This is a genomic window from Rhodococcus sp. T2V, from assembly GCF_029269925.1.
Lineage (GTDB): Bacteria > Actinomycetota > Actinomycetes > Mycobacteriales > Mycobacteriaceae > Rhodococcus_F > Rhodococcus_F koreensis.
The window spans coordinates 112,458-133,278 of the sequence record NZ_JARJBD010000009.1 but is presented as its reverse complement, the minus strand read 5'-3'; the positions used below and the strand labels follow the sequence as shown (position 1 = coordinate 133,278).

Annotated in this window: 23 protein-coding genes; 12 read left to right on the top strand and 11 right to left on the bottom strand. The window is 68.2% G+C overall.

Features of this window, described 5'->3' with window-relative positions:
- Positions 1 to 38: 38 nt before the first annotated feature.
- The 3 genes from P3H15_RS10915 to P3H15_RS10905 are packed head-to-tail and all read right to left on the bottom strand — an operon-like array spanning position 39 to position 3,923.
- Positions 39 to 1,181: an XdhC/CoxI family protein gene (locus P3H15_RS10915; RefSeq protein WP_276137245.1), complete on the bottom strand. Its 1,143-nt coding sequence runs from the start codon at positions 1,179 to 1,181 to the stop codon at positions 39 to 41.
- Positions 1,182 to 1,218: 37 nt separating this feature from the next.
- Entirely contained in the window at positions 1,219 to 3,030 is a 1,812-nt protein-coding gene (locus P3H15_RS10910) for a DUF4873 domain-containing protein (RefSeq protein ID WP_276137244.1), read from the bottom strand.
- Entirely contained in the window at positions 3,027 to 3,923 is an 897-nt protein-coding gene (locus tag P3H15_RS10905) for a diiron oxygenase (RefSeq protein WP_276137243.1), read from the bottom strand. Before P3H15_RS10905 ends, P3H15_RS10910 begins: the two co-directional genes overlap by 4 nt.
- Before the next feature lie 154 nt (positions 3,924 to 4,077).
- On the opposite strand from P3H15_RS10905, the gene P3H15_RS10900 reads away from it, so the two are divergent.
- From P3H15_RS10900 to P3H15_RS10885, 4 genes are read left to right on the top strand one after another with little or no spacing between them, the layout of a single operon-like run.
- The gene (locus tag P3H15_RS10900) at positions 4,078 to 4,695 is read left to right on the top strand and encodes a TetR/AcrR family transcriptional regulator (protein WP_276137242.1); all 618 of its coding nucleotides are present in this window, start codon (positions 4,078 to 4,080) and stop codon (positions 4,693 to 4,695) included.
- Positions 4,696 to 4,728: 33 nt separating this feature from the next.
- Complete coding sequence (locus tag P3H15_RS10895) at positions 4,729 to 5,046, top strand: helix-turn-helix transcriptional regulator (protein WP_276137241.1); 318 nt, start codon at positions 4,729 to 4,731, stop codon at positions 5,044 to 5,046.
- Positions 5,043 to 5,606, top strand: a complete 564-nt coding sequence (locus P3H15_RS10890; RefSeq protein ID WP_276137240.1) for an SRPBCC family protein — start codon at positions 5,043 to 5,045, stop codon at positions 5,604 to 5,606. Before P3H15_RS10895 ends, P3H15_RS10890 begins: the two co-directional genes overlap by 4 nt.
- A 42-nt stretch (positions 5,607 to 5,648) precedes the next feature.
- Positions 5,649 to 5,999 carry a VOC family protein gene (locus P3H15_RS10885; RefSeq protein WP_276137239.1) on the top strand — a complete coding sequence of 117 codons (351 nt, stop codon included), beginning with the start codon at positions 5,649 to 5,651 and terminating at the stop codon, positions 5,997 to 5,999.
- Positions 6,000 to 6,004: 5 nt separating this feature from the next.
- Here the strand turns inward: P3H15_RS10885 and P3H15_RS10880 are convergent, their stop codons facing one another.
- From P3H15_RS10880 to P3H15_RS10870, 3 genes are all read right to left on the bottom strand, one after another.
- Entirely contained in the window at positions 6,005 to 6,484 is a 480-nt protein-coding gene (locus P3H15_RS10880; protein WP_276137238.1) for a sigma factor-like helix-turn-helix DNA-binding protein, read from the bottom strand.
- Positions 6,485 to 6,609: 125 nt separating this feature from the next.
- A complete protein-coding gene (gene arfB, locus P3H15_RS10875; RefSeq protein ID WP_346348772.1) occupies positions 6,610 to 7,053 on the bottom strand; it encodes an alternative ribosome rescue aminoacyl-tRNA hydrolase ArfB in 444 nt (147 codons plus the stop codon).
- Between the two features lie 14 nt (positions 7,054 to 7,067).
- Entirely contained in the window at positions 7,068 to 8,057 is a 990-nt protein-coding gene (locus P3H15_RS10870) for an alpha/beta hydrolase family protein (protein WP_276137236.1), read from the bottom strand.
- 176 nt (positions 8,058 to 8,233) lie between these two features.
- On the opposite strand from P3H15_RS10870, the gene P3H15_RS10865 reads away from it, so the two are divergent.
- A complete protein-coding gene (locus P3H15_RS10865) occupies positions 8,234 to 9,328 on the top strand; it encodes a DUF1524 domain-containing protein (RefSeq protein ID WP_276137235.1) in 1,095 nt (364 codons plus the stop codon).
- Positions 9,329 to 9,436: 108 nt separating this feature from the next.
- Positions 9,437 to 9,733, top strand: a complete 297-nt coding sequence (locus P3H15_RS10860; protein ID WP_072947495.1) for a response regulator transcription factor — start codon at positions 9,437 to 9,439, stop codon at positions 9,731 to 9,733.
- Positions 9,734 to 9,737: 4 nt separating this feature from the next.
- Here P3H15_RS10860 and P3H15_RS10855 read toward each other — a convergent pair whose 3' ends face one another.
- The gene (locus tag P3H15_RS10855; RefSeq protein ID WP_276137234.1) at positions 9,738 to 11,024 is read right to left on the bottom strand and encodes an alpha-hydroxy-acid oxidizing protein; all 1,287 of its coding nucleotides are present in this window, start codon (positions 11,022 to 11,024) and stop codon (positions 9,738 to 9,740) included.
- A gap of 117 nt (positions 11,025 to 11,141) precedes the next feature.
- Between P3H15_RS10855 and P3H15_RS10850 the strand changes: the two genes are divergently transcribed.
- Positions 11,142 to 11,915, top strand: a complete 774-nt coding sequence (locus P3H15_RS10850) for a VOC family protein (RefSeq protein WP_276137233.1) — start codon at positions 11,142 to 11,144, stop codon at positions 11,913 to 11,915.
- A 33-nt stretch (positions 11,916 to 11,948) separates the two neighbouring features.
- Here P3H15_RS10850 and P3H15_RS10845 read toward each other — a convergent pair whose 3' ends face one another.
- Together P3H15_RS10845 and P3H15_RS10840 are read right to left on the bottom strand one after the other, a co-directional pair.
- Positions 11,949 to 12,878 carry an alpha/beta fold hydrolase gene (locus tag P3H15_RS10845; RefSeq protein WP_276137232.1) on the bottom strand — a complete coding sequence of 310 codons (930 nt, stop codon included), beginning with the start codon at positions 12,876 to 12,878 and terminating at the stop codon, positions 11,949 to 11,951.
- A 49-nt stretch (positions 12,879 to 12,927) separates the two neighbouring features.
- On the bottom strand, positions 12,928 to 13,545 hold the full coding sequence (locus tag P3H15_RS10840; protein ID WP_276137231.1) for a TetR/AcrR family transcriptional regulator: 618 nt from the start codon (positions 13,543 to 13,545) through the stop codon (positions 12,928 to 12,930).
- Positions 13,546 to 13,632: 87 nt separating this feature from the next.
- Between P3H15_RS10840 and P3H15_RS10835 the strand changes: the two genes are divergently transcribed.
- The 3 genes from P3H15_RS10835 (at position 13,633) to P3H15_RS10825 (ending at position 17,022) form a co-directional block, all read left to right on the top strand.
- A complete protein-coding gene (locus P3H15_RS10835) occupies positions 13,633 to 14,979 on the top strand; it encodes a cytochrome P450 (protein ID WP_276137230.1) in 1,347 nt (448 codons plus the stop codon).
- 46 nt (positions 14,980 to 15,025) lie between these two features.
- Positions 15,026 to 16,186, top strand: coding sequence for an alkaline phosphatase family protein (locus P3H15_RS10830; RefSeq protein WP_276137229.1), 1,161 nt, complete (start codon positions 15,026 to 15,028; stop codon positions 16,184 to 16,186).
- 74 nt (positions 16,187 to 16,260) lie between these two features.
- Complete coding sequence (locus P3H15_RS10825) at positions 16,261 to 17,022, top strand: HNH endonuclease family protein (protein WP_276137228.1); 762 nt, start codon at positions 16,261 to 16,263, stop codon at positions 17,020 to 17,022.
- Here the strand turns inward: P3H15_RS10825 and P3H15_RS10820 are convergent, their stop codons facing one another.
- Together P3H15_RS10820 and P3H15_RS10815 are read right to left on the bottom strand one after the other, a co-directional pair.
- Entirely contained in the window at positions 17,023 to 17,646 is a 624-nt protein-coding gene (locus tag P3H15_RS10820; RefSeq protein ID WP_276137227.1) for a DUF3060 domain-containing protein, read from the bottom strand.
- Between the two features lie 34 nt (positions 17,647 to 17,680).
- On the bottom strand, positions 17,681 to 18,700 hold the full coding sequence (locus tag P3H15_RS10815; RefSeq protein WP_276137226.1) for a beta-ketoacyl-ACP synthase III: 1,020 nt from the start codon (positions 18,698 to 18,700) through the stop codon (positions 17,681 to 17,683).
- Positions 18,701 to 18,985: 285 nt separating this feature from the next.
- Between P3H15_RS10815 and P3H15_RS10810 the strand changes: the two genes are divergently transcribed.
- Both P3H15_RS10810 and P3H15_RS10805 read left to right on the top strand, forming a co-directional pair.
- Entirely contained in the window at positions 18,986 to 20,101 is a 1,116-nt protein-coding gene (locus tag P3H15_RS10810; RefSeq protein ID WP_276137225.1) for a DUF4185 domain-containing protein, read from the top strand.
- Between the two features lie 21 nt (positions 20,102 to 20,122).
- A complete protein-coding gene (locus tag P3H15_RS10805) occupies positions 20,123 to 20,746 on the top strand; it encodes a bifunctional 2-polyprenyl-6-hydroxyphenol methylase/3-demethylubiquinol 3-O-methyltransferase UbiG (protein WP_276137224.1) in 624 nt (207 codons plus the stop codon).
- Positions 20,747 to 20,821: the final 75 nt, after the last annotated feature.

Sequence of the window (20,821 nt, the reverse complement as noted above, 5' to 3'; positions counted from 1 at the left end):
CGCAAGAACCGGTGGTCCGTCAACCCCGGTGAACCGCCCTATTCGACGAGGGAATCCACCGGTTCCTCGTGGTGGATCCGGCCGCTCGACTCCGCCAGCGGGCGCCCGGTGCCACCCCACCGGCAGGCGATGATCTCGGCGGCGATGGACACCGCCGTCTCCTCCGGGGTGCGGGCGCCGATGTCCAGGCCGATGGGGCTCGACAGCCGGTCGAGTTCGGTGTCGGTCAGTCCCGCCTCGCGGAGGCGTTCGCGCCGGTCCAGGTCTGTTCTGCGTGATCCCATGGCACCGATGAACGCGACGTCCGGCAGGCGCAGCGCCGCCTCGAGGAGAGGGACGTCGAACTTCGGGTCGTGGGTGAGGACGCAGATCACGGTCCGGCCGTCGATGGCACCGGCCTCGGCCTGGCCGGCCAGGTACCGGTGCGGCCAGTCCACCACCACCTCGTCCGCGGTCGGGAACCGCGCGTGCGTCGCGAACACCGGCCGGGCGTCGCAGACCGTCACCCGGTATCCCATGAAGGCGCCCTGCCGGGCCACCGCGGCGGCGAAGTCGATGGCCCCGAACACGAGCATGCGCGGCCGCGGCGCATAGCTGGCGACGAACACCTCCATTCCCTCGCCACGACGCTGACCGTCGGTGCCGTACGTCAGCACCGTGCTGCCGCCGGCCGCGAGGAGACCCCGGGCGTCGTCGGTGACGGCGGAATCGGCGCGGTCCGAACCGAGGGCACCGCTCACGTCCTCGGGCCGGACGATCAGCCGGCGACCCACCCGGGTGGCATCGGGATGCGCCACGACGGTGGCGACCGCGACCGGCCGGTGGTTCTCGATGTCCCGGACGATCTCACCGAGTTCCGGAAAATTGTCCCGCGAGACGGGCTCGACGAAGATGTCGATGATTCCACCGCAGGTGAGACCCACCTCGAACGCATTCTCGTCGCTGATCCCGTACCGCTGCAGCACCGGCGTCCCCGTCGCCGCGACCTCGGTCGCGAGTTCGTAGACCGCCCCCTCGACGCATCCGCCCGACACCGAACCGGACGCGCTGCCGTCGGGTGCCACGACCATGGACGCCCCCGCCGGCCGCGGTGCGGAGCGGAACGTGCGGACCACCGTTCCGACGCCCGCCGTTCCGCCCGCCGTCCACACCGCCATCAGGTCTGCCAGCACGTCGCGCATCAGCACCCTTCCCGCTCGAGTCCGACTCGCCTCCAGACTATTCCGCCGACGCGAGTTTGGCCGCGGAGACGGGAACCTCGACGTCGACCGGTGCCAGCGGGAACGGCGGCGTCCCGACTCCGGCGATCCGGAAGTGGCCCCACGGGTCGCGCTCGGCGAGGGCGGCGGGCACCTCGGGACCGTCGCCGATCGTGAGGAACAGCGGGGTGCGGTTGCGCTGCTTGGCCGCGTCGACGCCGTCGCCGACGACGCGGCCGTACCAGTGGTAGAGCCCGTCCAGCGGTTCGAGGTGACCGTTCAGGAAGACCTCGACGTCCACGGTCAGGTCGCCGGACGTGAGCAGGCCCGGCCCCCGGTACTCGGTGTCGTCCTCGCGTTCGGTGAGCGAACTCAGCTCGAAGTGCCGGTCGTCGGGGGTGCGCAGGCGCCGCCAGTACGATGCGCTCGAACCCGGCCACGCCGCCCGGTTGTGGCCGGTGGAATCGAGGTACCAGCTGTCACAACCACCCGAATTCCACACCGAACCCTCGAGTTTGCGGTGGATCACCCGGTTGAATTCACGCTGCGCGCCTGCCCGCACCTCGATCCGCGTCGCGTCGCGCTTCGTCATCATCGCCAGGCATCGGGTGATGTAGTGCGCCTGCGCCTCGATGACGAAGACGATCGACTGATTGCCGCCTCCGGAGTTCGGCCCCATCATGAGGAAGAAGTTCGGGAACCCCGTCACCGCGACACCGAGGTAGGCCTCCATGCCGTCGCGCCAGGCCCGCTGGATCGTGAGCCCGCGACGACCGACGATGTGCTCGTTCTCGAATCGGTCGCCGATCGCGAATCCCGTGCCGTAGACGATGACGTCCGCGTGGTGCATCTGCCCGTCCTCGGTGCGGATCCCGCGCTCGGTGACCTCCGAGATGCCCGACGTGACCAGGTCGACGTTCTCCCGTTGCAGGGCCGGATAGTAGTTGCTGGACACCAGGATTCGCTTGCACCCAATGGTGTAGCCGGGGGTCAGAGTGGCACGCAGGGCGGGGTCGTGCACCTGCCTCCGCAACAGTCCGCGGGCGGCCGACTCCAGCACCGTCATCAGCCGTGGGTGCAGGAAACCGGCGATCAGCGATTCGTGGCTCCAGTAGATCGCGTGGCGGTAGGCCTTCTGCACGCCGGGCACAGTCTTGAACACCGCCTTCTCGCCGGCGGTGATCGGGCGGTCCAGCTTCGGCAGGATCCAGTGCGGCGTCCGCTGGAAGACGTCCACGTGTGCGGCCGTCTTCGCGACCTCGGGCACGAACTGCACGGCACTGGCTCCCGTGCCGACGACCGCGACCCGCTTACCCGTCAGGTCGACCGAGTGATCCCATTCGGCGGAATGGAATGCTTTTCCCCGAAACGACTCTCGTCCGGCAAACGCGGGAACGCTGGGTTTGTGCAGCGGCCCCGGGCCCGCGACGACGATCCGCGGGTGGAACACGGAACCCGATCGGGTCTCGACCCGCCACCGGTCCGTGGCCTCGTCGAAGTCGTAGGCGATCACCTCGGCACCGAACCGGAGATGGGGCGCCAGGTCGTAGTCGCGGGCTACGCGCTCGATGTAGTCGAGAATCTCGGGCTGCCGCGCGTACATCCGGGTCCATTTCCGGTTGGGCGCGAAGGAGAACGAGTACATCAGCGACATCACGTCACAGCCGCACCCCGGGTACGTGTTCTCCCGCCACGTTCCGCCCACGCGATCGGCCTTCTCGAGGACGACGAAGTTCTCCCGCCCCGCCTCCTTCAGCTTGATTGCCATGCACAATCCGGCGAATCCGGTACCGACGACGAGGACGTCCGGCTCGGCGAATCTGTCGGTCACAGGAATCCCCCGCGCCGCCACAGCGCGCGGGAGGTCGCTCGCATGAGGCCGTTCTCCTCGAGGAACGCGGCCAGCGATTCGAACCCGCGGCGCTGATTCTCTCGAAAGTTCGGATTTGCCAGCGCCTGTCGACGCGCCTCCTTCGGATCCAGTCCGGCCCGCTCGTACATGACCGGGTTGGTGAACAGCCGCTGGAACAGCGGGCCGCCGATCCCCTGCAGCGTGCCTACCCACAGCCGGTCGATCCGGTGGCCTTCGGCGACACGGCGACGCACCCCCTCGCGCGCGAAGCGGATGTGCCGGGACTCCTCGGTGACGTGGATCCGCATCAGCCGGGAGATCATCGGCTGCAACTGCGGGTCTTCGAGGACGCGCCGCTGCGTGGCGTCGAAGATCTCCTCGCCGATCAGTGCCGCCACCCAGAGCATGGTTCCGCGAAATGTCCTGGGCAGCACGTTGACCACGACGGCCTGGTACCACCGGAGTTGGAAGGGCTTGGCGCCCATCCGCTCGATGGCGCGGCCGAACATCGTCATGTGCCTGCACTCGTCGCCCATCTCGGTGAGCATGTACCGGGTGTGCTGCGAACTCGGATCGTTGTGCAGCAGCGCGCGCAGCAGGGCCTGGTTGAGGATGTTCTCGAACCAGATTCCGACGCTGAGGATGTTCGCCGATTCCTGCCGGGACAGTTCGATGCGCTGCGCCTCGCTCATCGCGTCCCACATCTCCGTTCCCCACAGAGACAGGACCTGCGGCGGCAGGAAGTACTTGCCGTCCTCGAGCGGCGCGTCCCAGTCGATGTCGACGACGGGAGCGTACGAGCGCTTGACGGAACCCGCGAGGAGTCTGCCGGCGACTTCCTCCCGGTCGATCGTGTGTGAACGCTGAGACATCGCTGATCCCTTCGTCGAGAGCGATTCCCTCTCGTTGCCGTTTATAGGTAAAACGTAAACCCGGGTGTGACCCAGGTCAATGGTTGTCTGTAACTCGAGTTCACATTTGCACTTCCGGTTTGCACCCACCCCACCCGACCAGCACAATCAGGCCGTGCGGACGCGGCCGACGACACCGACCCCGAGCGAACTCCGGGAAAAGATCCTCGACGCGGCCGAACAGTGCCTGATCGAACTCGGGTACAGCACCCGGCTTCACGCGGTCATCGCCGAGCGCGCGGGACTGTCGCGGCCCACGCTCTACAAGCACGTCGGCGATCAGTCCGCCATCCTCGAGGCCCTCTTCCAGCGGGAGATCTCCCGCTTCTTCGTCGTGCTCGACCCGATACTGCGGGGACGGCAGAGCCAACTCCAGGTGCGATTCGTCGACGCCGTCGTGTTCGCCGTCCAGTACGCCCGCGGACACCGGTTGCTACAGAAGGGATTGCGCGACGACCCCGAGGTGGTGCTCCCGTGGTTCACGGTGAAGGGAAAGCCGATGATCGAGCTCGGGGCGCAACTGCTGACCCCCCACTTCGAGCGCCTGTTCACGCCCGAGCAACTGTCGGGGGTGAGTCCCGCCGCCATCTCCGAGTGGGCGTTCCGGATCGTCGGTTCCCTCGTCATCACGGAGGGGATCGTGGACACGTCCGACGAGCAGGCATTGCGCGAGTTCGTCCGGTCCCTGCTGTCGATCGCGTTCATCCCGCAACCGGACGTTTATATTCCTTGACGCGTATATACGCATAGGGGCATACTCGGGGTCATGGCACCGGACGTGTTCACCGTGGTCGCCGAACCGCAGCGGCGCAGGATCCTCGAACGGCTGCGGAACGGCCACGCCAGCGTCGGCGAACTCGTCGACCAACTCGCGCTGCCCCAGCCGACCGTGTCCAAACATCTGCGGGTTCTGCGACAGGCCGGATTCGTCACCTGCCGCACCGCCGCCCAGCAGCGCATCTACAGTCTCGACCGCGAACCGTTCGACGAGTTCGAACGGTGGTTGCAGCCCTACCGCCGGCTGTGGACACACCACCTCGACGCCCTCGAGCGGCACCTCGATTCGAAGGAGACCTCGTCATGACCGAGTCGGACGCACGACGCGACTACCGTCCCAGCCCACTCCGGCACGCCGAAGCACGACCCGACGGCAACCGATGGGCCTTGACCTTCGTCCGCGAGTTCACACACTCCCCGTCGGCGCTGTGGACCGCGCTCACCGACCCCGGCGAACTGCCGCAGTGGGCGCCGTACACCGCGGATCGAGACCTCGGCACGGTCGGTCCCGCCACCCTGACCATGGTCGACGGGCCGGACCGCATCGAACTCGACGGCACCGTGACACGGGCCGAGGCGCCGCACGTTCTCGAACACGCCTGGGGTGACGACGTTCTGCTGTGGACGATCGAGGAGACCGGCGAGGGAACGCGACTGACCCTGCGCCACACGCTCGACGACCAGCGCACCGCGGCGATGACGGCCGCCGGGTGGCACATGTGCCTGGACGTCGCGGAGGCCCTGCTCGACGGCAATCCGATCGGACCGATCGTCGGCGCCGACGCGATGAACTACGGCTGGCGCGCACTCAACGAGCAGTACTCCGAACGCCTCGGCGTCGAACCGATCGATCCGACGCTGCCGTGAATCGGCGACGGCCGTCCGCCGCTCCCCGGTACCGTTGACCGCATGGGCCTGCAATGGGAAGCCGTGGTGGTCAACGCCGCCGATCCGACAGCCCTCGGACGCTGGTGGGCCGAGGCCCTGGGCTGGGGCGCCGTGACGGACGCCGACGGCGACGTCCACATCCGGCCCCGGGCCGACAGCCACCCGGAGATCCTGTTCGTCGCCGTTCCGGACCGCAAGCAGATCCCGAACCGGCTCCACCTCGACTTCCGGCCCGACGATCAGCAGGCCGAGGTCGAACGGCTACTCGCACTCGGCGCCCGGCACGCGGATGTCGGTCAGGGCGAGCAGAGTTGGGTGGTCCTCGCCGATCCGGAGGGCAACGAGTTCTGCGTACTGTCCGGCCGGCCCTGACGCGATCAGGCCACCTTCGCCCGCAGGGCTCGCAGCGCCTCGTGCTGCACGACCAGAACCCGGCCCACCGGGAGACCGAGGACGCCCGCGGTGTCGTGCGCGGACAGTCCGTCGATGACCCGCAGCAGCACGATCTCCCGCGCGGTGGGATCGAGTCCGTGCAGCAATCGAGCCACTTCCGCCGGGACGTCGGGGCTTCCGGAACCGCCCTGCGCGTCCGCGACGATCCGGCTCACGACGCGGTACACCTCACGGACCGGATGGTCGCTGCGGGCGAGGGACGGAAGCTGCCGCGCCACCGCGAGCAGCGCATGCTGCGCCACCTCGTCCGCGGACCGCGTGACGTGCGTGGAATTCCCCACGCGGGTACGGCAATACCGCACCACCTGCGGCCACAGCGTCGCCGTCATCCGCTGCACGGCCTCGCGATCCCCCGCCGCGGCGGCCGTCGCCGCCGAATGTAATTTCTCGTCAAGCACACTCATGCTGCCCTCGATCCCCCGACCTCGCCGTCTCCGGTCATCCGTGACGGCGCTTCCGTACTCATCTTCCGACACACGAGGGGGCAACACATCCGGGAAGTTCCCCATTTCCCGGTGCGTGAAACCACCTACATGTCCGGCTTCCTGCGCAAGTTCTTGGTCTGGCCGCGTTGCTTCTTGGCGTCGAGTCTTCGCCGGTGTGCACCCTTGGTCGCCTTGGTCGGACGCCGGGTCCGCGTTTCGGCCAGGACGGCCGCGCGCAGCAGCGCCGCCATCCGCGCCCGTGCCGCGCGCCGATTGCGCAGTTGCGAACGGGTTTCGGACGCCGTCACACTGACCACACCGTCAACGAGCCTGTGTCCCAGCTGAACCTGCATGCGTTCGAGCTGGGCGGGAGACAGCGTCGACAACGTCCACAGGTTCACCCGGAGTTCCACCCGCGAGTCCGTGGTGTTCACTCCCTGACCGCCGGGACCACCGGCGCGGGAGAACCGCCACTGCAACTCGGCGGCCGGGACGACGAGCGACCGGGTGATCTCCAGGTCGTCGGTGACCTCGCCGCCGGGAAACACCGGAGGAACTTCGCTCACACTCCCAGCGCCCGAGCCAGCACCGGCCAGGAATCGTGAAGGTCGTCCTGCCAGTATCCCCACGAGTGTGTCCCCGAGTTACGGAAACTCGCGGTTGCAGGTATTCCCAGTTCTCCCAGGCGATCCGTGAATCGATGCGTGCAGTAGTTGGTCACCGCTTCGATCGGACCACCCGCGTAGATCTGCCGTGCGAGCACCCCGACGTTCCCCTCGATACCGGGGCCGTCGAGGGTCTCGTAGCGACCCGGCAGACCGTTGCCGTTGGAGAGGAACAGTTCCGTGCCGCGCAGTTCGGCGGCATGCACGAACGGGTCGTTCGCCGACCACGCCGGATCGTCCGGCTCGCCGTACATGTTGGCCGGGTTGCCGTAACCGTAGTTGTCCATGGTGATCTTGATGAGCAGCTGACCGAGCGGATCACTGGTCAGAGCGCAGCCGCTGTAGGCGGCGACACCACGGAACAGGCCGGGGGCGGCGATCGCCAATTGCAGTGCCGCCGTGCCGACCCGGGACATGCCTGCGAGCGCGTTGACTCCGTTGGTTCCGAGGGCCGCATCGACGACCGGCGGAAGTTCCTGAGTCATAAAGGTCTTCCACTTGTTCACCCCCATGACCGGGTCGGGGCTCTTCCAGTCCGCCCAATACGCGTTCTCGCCGCCGGACGGGCTGACGACGTTCACGTTCTGATCGGCCAGAAACTCTTCGACATCGGTCTTCTCCCGGCGGATCTGGCCGTCGAGGAAGTACAGCGTCGGCCGCGGCGCGCTCGTATCGGCGGGCCGCTGCACGTACACCGGCACGACGCGTTGCATCGACGCCGAGAAGACGTGCAGCGTCAAATGTCTCGGATCGATCACGGTGACGTGGTCGAGCTTCGAACCGTTCGGCGCCGCGACGGCACCGAGCGCCCGACCGGTGTCGACGACCGGATCGGCGGCCGCGACGGTGCCGCCGAGACAGAGGGACATCACGGTCACGGCCGTCACGGCCGCTGTGCGCAATTTCCCCCGTAAGACATGTCGTGTCACGACCGATTTACCGCCCTCCACCCGCACGAATTCCGGTCCCGGGGGATGCTAACAGTTCTCGCGATGTGCCGAGTAACGGAAGAGCCCTTCCGTGCGATGAACATCCGACCCCCCACGTTCATTGAAGGACCGGCATGACGTCTCCCCTGCCCGCATCATCTGCCTCTCGCAAGAAGTGGCCCTGGATTACCGGCGGGATCGTCGTGGCCGTGGCCGCGGTCGCGTGCAGCAGCCCCGGACAGGACGACCAATCGACCCAGGCCACAGCGGTATCCGCGTCCGCGACCCCCGCGGCCGCCGCTTCGACGGTAGCGGCGGCCACGTCGAGTTCTTCGACACCGGTGCCGGTTTCGTCCGCGCTGGCACTCTCACCGGTCGCACCCGCGGTGGTCGGCGGCGCCGACGCGACCGCCGCGCTGCAGCAGCTCGCCGGCCTCGAGATCAAGGGCCGCGCACCGAAGACCGGGTACGACCGGGATCTGTTCGGCCAGGCGTGGACCGACGACGTCACGGTCGAGGGCGGCCACAACGGGTGCGACACCCGCAACGACATCCTCGGGCGCGACCTCGTCCAGATCGTGTTCAAGCCGGGCACCCGCGACTGCGCGGTGCAGACCGGAACCCTGCACGACCCCTACACCGGCACCACCATCTCCTTCGTCCGCGGAGAGGGCACGTCGAGCGCCGTGCAGATCGATCACGTCGTCGCGCTGTCCGACGCCTGGCAGAAGGGCGCGCAGCAACTCGACACCGCGACCCGGGTGAACTTCGCGAACGATCCGCGGAACCTCAAGGCCGTGGACGGCCCGGCCAACCAGCAGAAGTCGGACGGCGACGCCGCAACCTGGCTGCCCCCGAACAAGAGCTACCGGTGCACGTACGTGGCGGATCAGGTGGCGGTGAAGGCCGCGTACGGGCTGTGGGTGACCCAGGCCGAGCACGATGCGATCGCCCGCGTCCTCCAGGACTGCGGGGCGGCGACGCCCGCCGCGGCGCCCGCCCCGACCACCGACCCGGTCCCGGCCGTGGTGCCTGCACCGGCACCCGTTCCCGCTCCCGCCCCGGCGCCCGCACCCGTCCCGTTCGTGGACACGGCGGGGCCGAGCGACGTCTACTACAAGAACTGTTCGGCGGCCAAAGCGGCTGGTGCCGCACCGGTCCACCTCGGCGAACCGGGCTACGGCACACACCTGGACCGCGACGGCGACGGTGTCGGCTGTGAGAGCTGATCCGGGCCTGCCGAGACACGCACCGCCACCACCAGTTAACCTGAACTGCCTGCAGGGACGTCGGGTACCTGTAGTCAATTCTGTACATGTCAGAAAGATGAGACCGGCATGACCACTGCACCCGACGCACTCGGGCACCCCCCACATACGGACGAACCGCCAGTCGCCCGTGTCTTGGAGAAGCCGGCATTGTCGGCCCGCGAGATCGAGGTTCTCCGCCACTGGCTGCGCGGCGACTCCAAACTCGCCGTCGCCGCCGACCTCCACATCGCCCTCGGCACGGTCAACACCCACCTGACCCGCATCCGCGAGAAGTACGCACTCGTGGGACGTGACGCGTCCACCAAGACGACACTGCTGGTGCGGGCCCTGCAGGACGGCATCATCACCATCGCCGAACTCTGAGGGCCTATGCCCTGCGCAGGGCGCCCCGGTCGATCTCGGCCACCGATGTCAGACCACTGAGACCCATCGTGAGGTCGAACTCGGCGATCACGTTGGCGGTCGCGTCCCGCGCACCGGCCTGACCCGCGAGGGCCAGGCCGTACAGGTGGGGCCTGCCGAGTGTCACAGCGTCGGCACCGAGCGCGAGCGCCTTGAAGACGTCTGCTCCGGTGCGGATTCCGCTGTCGAGGAGCAGCGTCAGCCTGCCGTCGACGACGGGCGCGATGTCCACGAGAGCGTCCAGCGACGACACGCTGCCGTCCACCTGCCGTCCACCGTGATTCGACACGACGATCCCGTCCACTCCGGCATCGAGCGCACGCCGGGCGTCGTCCGGGTGGAGCACGCCCTTGAGGAGGATCGGCAACGACGTCCGGCTGCGGAGGGTCTCGATGTCGGCCCAGCTCAGCGACGGCCGGGAGTAGATGTCGAGGAACGTCTCCACGGCGGCCCGCGGTTCCGGCGACCGCAGATTGTCGAGGAAGCGGCCCGGGAAGCGCCGGGTCATCGACACCAGCGACCGGATGGCGCCGAGCGTCACCTCGACGTCCGGCTTCTTCGCTGCCGCCTTGATCCGGTCGTGCACGATCCGGCGGAACACCGGATCGGACGTGTACTGCGCGATCCCCTGCCCCTGCGCGAACGGCAGCGAACCGAGGTTGAGGTCTTCCGGCCGCCAGCCGAGCATCGTCGTGTCGAGGGTGACGACGACGGCGTCCGCCCGGATGGTCGCCGCCCGCTGCAGCAGGCTGTCGACGAGGTCGTCGTCGGTGCTCCAGTACAGCTGGAACCATCGGGGCGCGTCGCCCATCGCCGCCGCGCTCTCCTCCATCGGGGCGCATCCCTGGTTGGAGAAGATGTACGGCACACCCAGTTCGGCGGCGGCAGCGGCGATGGCGACGTCGGCCTCCGGCCTGGCCAGTTCGGCGGCACCGACCGGAGCGAGCAGCACCGGCGCCGGAATGCGGCGCCCGAACAGTTCGACACCGATGTCGCGCTTCGAGACGTCGCGCAGCACCCGGGGAACGATCTGCCACTTGTCGAACGCGTCGCGGTTGGCCTGCATCGTGCGGCCCAGCCCGGCGCCGCCGTGAACGTACGCCCAACCCTTCGCGCTCATCTTCCGCCGCGCCCGCCGCTCGAGGGTGTCGAAGTCGGTGGGAACGGAGGGGATGCGGCCGAGGACGCCGTCGCGGTAGATCAGATTCTGGCGGGCCCGGCCCGGGCTGTCCTGGTTCTCGCTCGCAGACATGCGCCGAGTCTTGCACAGCACATCGCGAACCGGCGCCGGGTCGCGCGGACGCGTAGGTTTGTGACCGGCGCCACACCGTGCGCTGCCTCGATTCCCCTGACGTCCTAGGAGACCGCGATGCCCGACCGTCCGTCCCTCACCGGCGCTCCCTGCTGGATCGATCTCACCAGTTCCGACCCGCAACAGGTCATTCCGTTCTACACCGGACTGTTCGGGTGGAGGTCCGACACCAGCGAGGATCCGCAGTACGGCGGCTACTCGATCTTCAGCATGAACGGCAAACCCATTGCGGGCCTGGGCCCCCAACAGCAGGGCAACCCGTACGGCAACGTGTGGACCACGTACCTCGCGTCCGAGGACGCCGCGGCCACCGCGGCGAAGGCCGCCGAGGCCGGCGGCCAGGTGATGATGCCCGCGATGGCGGTGGGCGACCAGGGCACGATCGCCATCCTCGGCGATCCCGCCGGCGCCGTCATCGGCGTGTGGCAGGCCGATCAGCACACCGGCTTCGGCCTCGTCGACGAACCCGGCGCGCCGGTCTGGCACGAAACGCTGTCGCGCAACTACGCGGCCGCGCTCCCCTTCTACGCGGACGTGTTCGGCTGGACGTATCAGACCCTCGGCGACACAGACGAATTCCGGTACTCCCAGGCCAACCTCGGCGACCGCACCGTGGCAGGCATCATGGACGCCGACTCGTTCCTGCCCGACGGCGTCCCCTCGTTCTGGCAGTTCTACATCGGCGTCGGCGACACCGACGCGGCGGTCGCGAAGGTGACCGAACTCGGCGGAAGCGTCCGGCGCGAACCGGAGGACACCCCGTTCGGGCGGCTCGCCTCCGTCGCCGATCCCCTCGGCGCCACCTTCCAGATCACCACCCTGCAGTCCTGACCTCGAGACGGTGGCGCGCGGGCCGCGCCACCGTCACACCGGGCCGAACGGCGCCTGCGCCTCCTTGGCGTCCCAGACGTCGAGGAGCGAGCGGAGAATTTCCTCCGACATGCCCAGGCCGCCGAGATGGCTTTCCCCGTGCATCGTGTGAAACTCGGCGTCGGGCAGCAGCGACACCATGTGCTGCCCGTGCCGGAGCGGGATGATGTGGTCGCAGTCGCCGTGCCACCACCGCACCGGGGTCTTCACCGCGTTCACCCGGAATCCCCAGTCCCGCGCGAACAGGACGAGGTCGGCGAACGGGGCACTGAGTTGTTTGCTGCCGCCGTTGAGCAGATCGTCGAGGAACATCGCCTTGAACTCCGGCCGCGCGAGGAGACGGCGATCGCCTTCCGGGGACATCCGCCCGTACAGGTCGATGATCGGCGACGCGAACGGCCTCGCCAGCCTGATGACCGAACTCGCCGCCAGCCCGACCGGGACGCCGCCCGCCGACAGCACCGGGGCGGCCAGCACCGCGAGATCCATCAACCCGCTGCGGATCGCGTCGGGGCCCTTCGTCGGCGCGACACCCCCGAGGATGCCGGTCGCGACCACGCGGTCGGGCATCGCGTACGCCGCGGCGAGCGTGTAGGGACCGCCGCCGGACAGGCCGATCACGGCCATCTGGTCGATGCCGAGCGTGTCGGCGACCGTGCGCAAGTCCTCGGCGAAGTCGATCACCGCGCCGTAGCGGTGCGGGGTCGACGACCCGACCCCCGGCCGGTCGATCCCGATCAGCCGGACGTGCTCGCGTTCGGCGAACGCCCGGGCCTCCATCGGCACCTGACGCCGCGCGCCGGGTGTGCCGTGGAGCCAGAACACCGCCCGGCCCTGCGCCGAACCGAACTCCGCGAAGCCGAGCCGACGCCCCTCGCCTACCGCGACCGTGCCCTCCAACTGCGGGCGTGCGATATCCACCATGCCCACAGCTTCGCACGTGACGGTCGTCACGTTTCCGGCCGGGACCCGCTCAGCGGTGTGCGGTGGACGTGAACTGGTAGGTCGCGGCGTCGACGATCTGCTCGGGAGACACCTCGATCTCACCGTTCAGCCACGCCGTCATGAGTTCGGCGAGCCCGCCCACGAACAGGAGCGCGGTGATCTCGTCCTGCGGCGACGACCACGCCCGGTCGCCGTAGAGTTCCCTCGCCTGCTCCGCCACCAGCAGCGCGAACGCCCGCAGCAGTTCACGTCTTCGCGTCCGCAGCGGTTCGGCGCCCGCCGATTCGATGATCGACACCCGCCCCTTCCGCGGGTCTGCCGTCAGGATGTCGACGAACGCCGCGATCGCCGCCCGCACCCGCACCTCCGGGGCGCCCGTCACGGTCCGGAGCGTGACCCTCGCAGCCTCGCCGATCTCCGCGGCGATCCCCTCGATCACCTGCACCAGCAGGTCGTCCCGGCCGCGGAAGCTCTCGTAGAAATAGCGTTCCGTCAGTTTCGCCTCGGCGCAGATCGCGGTCATGGTCGCCTTGTCGCCGCCGACGGTCCCGAAGACCTGCAGCCCCGCTTCGAGAAGGCGCGCACGACGTTCGGCCGCGCGCTCCTCCGAACTTCTCCCGCGGTACTGCCGCGCCGGCCGGCTCATGACTCGATGTTGACAGACCACCTGATGTGACGCACACTACAGACATCTGACATGGAGTCCTGTCACATACCCGGCGAGGGAGTGCCCGTGCCCAAAGTTCTCGCTGCTCCCCCACCGCAGAGCACCCTGCAACCCATCTCGGGCAATGCCGGATTCCCCGTCATCGGACACTCCCTGGAGTACTTCCGCGACCCGATGGGACTGCTTCAGAGCCGCTGGGACCGCTACGGCCCCGTGTCCTGGCTGAGCATGGCCGGCAAGAGGTGGGTCACCGTGCTCGGCCCCGACGGCTGCCAGGCCGTGCTGCAGAACAAGGACCGCGCCTTCGTCAACAGCGACGGGTGGAGCGTACTGATCGGGCCGTTCTTCCACCGGGGGCTCATGCTCCTCGACGGCGACGAACACCTCGTCCATCGGCGAATCATGCAGCAGGCCTTCACCCGGGACCGACTGTCGCGCTATACCGAGGCACTGCATCCGGCCGTCGAGAAGGGGCTCGACACCTGGCGGCCCACCCCGGGTTTCGCCGTGTACCCGGCGCTGAAGGAACTGACGCTCGATCTCGCCACGAGCATCTTCATGGGCGGCGCCGAGGGGTCGACGCCACGGGAGATGGCCGAGGTCGACAAGGCCTTCATCGACTGTGTGCAGGCCGCGACGTCGGTGGTGCGGTACCCGCTGCCCGGAACGCGGTGGAAGCGTGGCATCGACGGACGCCGCCGACTCGAGGAGTTCTTCGGCCGGTACCTGCCCGCCCGTCGCGCAGGAGCGGGCGAAGACCTGTTCTCGGCCCTGTGCCACATCGAATCCGAAGACGGACAACGGTTCAGCGACGACGACGTCATCAACCACATGATCTTCCTGCTGATGGCGGCGCACGACACGTCCACCATCACGCTGTCGACGATGATGCAGTACCTCGGCCAGCATCCCGAATGGCAGGAACGCTGCAGGCGGCAGTCCGCGGCGCTCGGCACGGCCACCCCGGGCTACGCCGAACTCGAAGAACTGACCGACCTCGACCTCGTCATGAAGGAATGCATGCGCCTCGTTCCACCGGTCCCCGTGGTCGCGCGGCGAGCGGTCCGGGACACCGAGGTGCTCGGCCACTACATCCCGAAGGGCACGTACATGTCGGTGGTCGTGCACTTCACCCACCACATGCCCGAGTACTGGCCCGACCCGGAGCGGTTCGACCCCGAGCGGTTCGCACCCGAACGCCGCGAGGACAAGGTCCACCGGTTCGCGTGGGAGCCGTTCGGCGGCGGCGTGCACAAATGCCTGGGGATGCACTTCGCGGGCGCCGAGATCAAGACGGTCATGCATCACCTGCTGCAGCGATTCGACTGGCAGGTGAGCCCCGGCTACGTCGCCCCGCTGAACTACACCTCGCTGCCGTTCCCCTCCGACGGCCAGCCGGTGGACCTGTACTGAGCCGACTCCGTGGTGCAGCCTCGGCCGATCCACCATAGTGGGAGTCATGACCGTTACGGCGCCCCCGCTCGACGTGTACTCGCAGCCCACGCTGTCCAACCTCATGCCGTCCGTCCTCGCTTCGCTGGGTGTCGCCGGCGAGCCGAACCGGCTGCACCTGCCCGACAGCAGGCACGCCGTCGTGGTCCTGATCGACGGCCTCGGCTGGAGCCTGCTACGTCGCCACCGCGAGCGCGCCCCGTTTCTCGACAGCCTGACCGGACGGCCGATCCGGGCGGGGTTCCCCACCACGACCGCCACCAGCATCGCGTCGTTCGGCACGGGACTGCCGTCCGGCGGTCACGGCATCACGGGATACCAGTCATACGTTCGTCAGGTCCGCGGCACGATCAACTGGTTGTCGTGGCGCGCAGGTCACAAGGGCGACGAACTCACCCGGCTGGTCCCCGAGGTCCTGCAGCCCGCACCGACCGTGTTCGAGCGTGCCGCGGCAGCCGGCATCGCGTGCACCACCGTGGTTCCGGCGAAGTTCGACGGGTCCGGACTCACCCGTGCCGTCCTCCGCGGCGGGAAGTTCGCCGGAATACACGCGTACGGTGACCTGATCGCACACGTCGTCACCGCGGCCCGATCCGGCGAACGGACGCTCACCTACTGTTATCTCAGCGAAATCGACACCCTCGGGCACATCTACGGTCCGGGATCCGCACCGTGGCTGCACCAACTCGACCTCGTCGACCGGCTCGTCGAGAGACTCGCCGCTGAGCTCGCGATCGCGCAACCGGGCGCCGCCCTCCACGTCACCGCCGACCACGGCATGGTCACCGTCGACGACGCCGACAAGATCGACTTCGACGACACACCCGCGCTCTCCGACGGCGTGGTGGCGCTCGCAGGCGAACCGCGGTGCAGGCACGTCCACGCGCGGGCCGGAGCCGCGCACGACGTCGCCGCCCGGTGGAGGGGCGAACTGGGACACCGCATGTGGATCGGCACCAGAGACGAGGCCGTCACCGCGGGGCTGTTCGGTCCCGCCGTGCGATCCGAAGTGCAGGGCCGCATCGGAGACGTCGTCGCCATCGCGCAGGGCGGTGTCGCGGTGGTCCGGCGCAAGGCGGAGTCGCGGCTGTCCGCCCTGCCCGGGCAGCACGGCGCGCTCACCGACGACGAGTTGCTGATTCCGCTGCTGCTGGGCGCCGCCACGTAAACCCGGGTCGTTCACCGGTTTGCCGGGTCACTCCTGATAGAAATGACGAACAGCGTTGATTTCAGGAGAGATTCATGCCCCGCTCTGCGGTACCGAACACCGGCTCCATCATCACGACCATCAGAACCAAGTGGCCCTGGATCCTCGCCGGCCTGCTCGTCGTCGTGCTCGTCACGATGCTCTCACCGGACCCCGATGACACCCTCGCCTCCGGAACCGGACCGGCCGCGCCGGCGGAAGACACTGACGCACAACAGATCCAGACGGCGCTCACCCAGCTGTTCACCCTCGAGGTGAAGGGCAGGGCACCGAAGACGGGGTACGACCGGGAGCTGTTCGGCCCCAACTGGACCGACAACGTGTCGGTCGCGTTCGGACGCAACGGCTGCGACACCCGCAACGACATCCTGCGCCGCGACCTCGTCGACATCACGTCGCGGGACCGCACCCGCGACTGCGTGGTGCAGTCGGGCACGTTGCGGGATCTCTACACGGGCAACATCATTGCGTTCACCCGCGGCACGAAGACGTCGGACGCCGTGCAGATCGATCACGTGGTGGCGCTGTCGGACGCGTGGCAGAAGGGCGCTCAGCTCCTCGACGCGCAGACGCGGGCCGACCTCGCGAACGATCCCCGCAATCTGCAGGCCGTGGACGGACCCACCAATCAGCGCAAGAGCGATGCCGACGCGTCGACGTGGCTGCCCCCACTGGCGGCGTACCGCTGCACCTACGTGGCACGGCAGGTGGAAGTGAAAGTGGCGTACCGACTCTGGGTGACGCCGCCCGAACGCGATGCGATGGCCGCGGTGCTCACCGGCTGCGGCGCGCGGTGATCACGCTCCGGGCGGGGTGAGCCGGTTCTCGGAGCCGGTGTCGACCGCCGGGGCGGTCGCACCGGAGTCCCAGTCGACGGAGTTGTTGGAACCGGTCACCTCGAGGGAGTCGAGGGACACCGCGCGCACGAAGTTGTCGTTGCCGCTCACCGTCATCGCACCGGAGTCGTCGACGTTCAGGGAGTTCCCGCTTCCGGTGACCGAGATCCGCTCCGCCTGCTTGCCGAGCACGGTCACGGCGTTGCCCTGCAAGTCGATCGATTCGACGACGTCGATGGTGGAACTGTTGCTGCGGCCCGAGATGGTGAGCGTTCCGGTCTGCCCGCCGACGACGTTGGTGTCCTGACCGCGCACGACGACCGCGTTCGACGTGGCGACGGTCGCCGAGACGCCGTTGGCCTCGATGGTGACGGTGCCGCACTCGCCCTCGAGGACGACCCCGGCACCGTCCCGGTTGACGATCACGTCGCGGCCTGCGCAGTCGCCGCCCGAGTTCAGTTCCACCGCAGAGCCGGACACCGTCGAGGTGCCGGCCCCACCGGTGCTCCCGCCGCCGCAGCCCGCGAGGGCTACGGCGGAGGACATCAGCACCGCGACGGCGACCGACTGCCGGGTGACACCCATCGATCCCTGCTTTCCTGCCCCCGACGGGACCGGGTCAGTTCTTCGCGAGTACCGGCATCGTCACGACCTGGGCCGCGTAGGACAGCCCGGCGCCGAAGGCGAGTAGCAGGGCGGTGTCGCCGGGCTTGGTGGCGCCGGACTGCAGCAGTTCCTCCATGGCGAGCGGCACCGATGCCGCCGACGTGTTGCCGCTCTCGGCGATGTCGTCGGACACGGGCACGCCCTCGGGAAGCTTCATGCTGCGCGCGATCACCTCGGTGATCCGCGAGTTCGCCTGGTGCGGGACGAACGCGTCGAGATCGTCGACCGACATGCCGGCCTTCTCGACCGCCCGCAGCGCGACCTTGCCCATCTCGAAGGCGGCCCAGCGGAACACGGCGGTACCGGCCATCTTGATGTACGGACGCGTGGCACCCGGCGTCGTGATGTATTCGTACCAGTCCAGGTCCTGCACGATGGCGTCGGCCTGGGAGCCGTCCGAACCCCACTCCACCGGTCCGATGCCTGCGACGTCGCTCTTGCCGACGACCACGGCCCCGGCGCCGTCACCGAAGATGAAGCGCGTCGAGCGGTCGGTCGGGTCGGTGGTGATGCTCATCTTCTCGACACCCACCACGAGGGCGTAGTCGACGGATCCGCCGCGAACCAGGTCGGACGCCACGGTCAGCGCCGTGCAGAAGCCCGCACATCCACCGCCCAGGTCGAACGCTCCCGGCCCGTTGGTTCCCAGGGCGTCGGCCACCAGCGCGGCAGCAGGCGGTGTCAGCAGCAGGTACGTCGACGTGGCGACGATGACGCACCCGATCTGCTCGGGGTCGATCCCGCTCGCCTCGATCGCCTTGCGCCCCGCCTCGATGGACATCGTGACGACGTTCTCGTCCTCCGCCGCGAACCGCCGGTTGCGGATGCCCGAGCGCGACTGGATCCACTCGTCGTTCGAGTCGATCAGTTCACAGATCTCGTCGTTGGTGACGACCCGTTCGGGCCGGTACACGCCGAGCCCGAGAAGGGCGGACTGCCGACCTCCAGCCACGGTGGCAATCTGCTTTCCCATCGATCGATCTCCTCATCAGGTCCCGCGTGGTTACGCGCAGTGTGGACTTGTCGCCAGCACACGTTACGTCGGCGGCCGCCCCGCGGGTAGCACCGGTTCCTGTTACTCGCGGGTAATATCGGATCTGCAGGGGCACGGATGAAACGAACAGGGCGGTCAAATCGACACTTTCGGAAGAACAGACTTGTTAGACTTCTCGCGATTTCCAGCAGTTGATCACCGGTAGGGGGAGTGGTCTCTTCAGGCCACGCAGTGCCGCCTGCTGCTAGAGATGGAGTGACCTTCGTGAAGCGAACCAGAGCTCTTGCAGCAGCCTCGCTCGTCGGCGCGGCCGTGACGTTGATCGCATTCGCGGGCCCGGCCGCCGCGAACCCCAACGCCATCAATCCGATCCCCGGGCTTAACGGCACCAACGGGATTCCGCACCTCACCGGACGCACCCAGGCGGTCGCTCAACAGACCGGCATGCTCAGTCCCAACCGCACCCAGGACGCCAACGTCCTCGGCACCGACCTCGGCATCATGTGGGACAACGGCCAGGGCCAGGTCCTCACGGCGTTCGGCGACTCCGCCGGGCTCGGACTGCCCAACCTGCTGTCGGGCAGCCTGTGGGCCTGGCGCAGCAGCACACTCTTCCGCAGCTCGGACGGCATCCTGTCCGACGGGATGAACTTCGACAGCTCACCCCGCGACATCTTCGGCCAGTCCAAGGAGCTCGTCCCCAGCCCGAAGATCCCGTTCGTCGAGATCAGCCGCATCCCCACCGCGGGCGTCGCCGTCGGCAACACCCAGGTGCTGAGCATGATGTCGGTGAAGAACTGGGGTCCGGCGGGCACGTGGGACACCAACTACTCCGGCCTCGTCTACTCGCAGGACAACGGCGAGAACTGGACCGTCGCCCCCGAGACGCAGCGCCCGAACGTCGGGGGCAACGCCAACTTCCAGATGAGCGCGTTCGTCAAGGCCGACGGCTTCGTCTACCAGTACGGCACACCCGCCGGGCGCGGCGGACTCGTCCACATCGCGCGCGTCCCGGAACCCCAGATCATGGACCTCGGCGCGTACGAGTACTTCGACGGCGCCAAGTGGATCAAGGGCAACCCCGACGTCGCCAAGCCGATCATGCCGGGCGGCGTCGGCGAATTGTCCGTCGCGTACAACGAATACCTCGGGCAGTACCTCATGCTGACCACCGATCAGTTCAACTCGGTGGTCATGCGCCGCTCCCCGTCGGTGACCGGACCGTGGGGCCCACCCGAGGTGCTCGTCGACACCCGGGAACTGCCCACCGCGTACGGCGCCTACATCCACCCGTGGTCGTCGGGACGCGACCTCTACTTCCTGACGACGGTGCACAACAACTACAACGTTCTCCTGATGCGCACCACACTCACTCCGTAGCGGTCGGACTAGCGTCGGGGCATGGATGCAGCTGCCTGGGACGAACGGTATTCACAGAGCGAACTGGTGTGGGGCGCGCCACCCAACGCCGTCGTGGTCGAGCAGGTCACCGCGCTCCCCCGCGGTCGCGCACTCGACCTCGCGTGCGGGGAGGGCCGCAACGCGCACTGGCTCGCTACCCGCGGCTGGGAGGTGACGGGGCTCGACTACTCGGCCGTCGCCCTCGACAAGGCCCGCCGGGTGGCCGCCGAAGCGCCCCGCTCGGTCCGGGAACGGCTCGAGTACCGCGTCGCCGACGTCACCGATTCGGACCTCGGCGGCGAGTACGACCTGGTGCTCATGATCTACCTACATCTCGCTCCCGAGGAGCGTCTGCAGGTTGTGAACCGCGCCATATCCGCGCTGAAACCTGACGGAATCCTCATGATTTTGGGGCATGACGCCGTTAACTTGTCGCAGGGAGTCGGGGGTCCCCAGGACATCGAAATCCTGTACACACCAGATGATTTGGTGACCATGCTCGATGGCCGCCTGAACGTGGACGTCGCCGAACGGCGATTCCGCGAGACGGACGCCGGGACGGCGATCGACGCACTCCTCGTCGCACACCGCCCGAGTCTTGGCAGTCCGGTAAATGGCGCGTAATATCGCTGATGTTACCGACGAGTAATAACTTGGGCGGTACTAACGGATAGACCGCACCATCTCACTGGGAGAGAC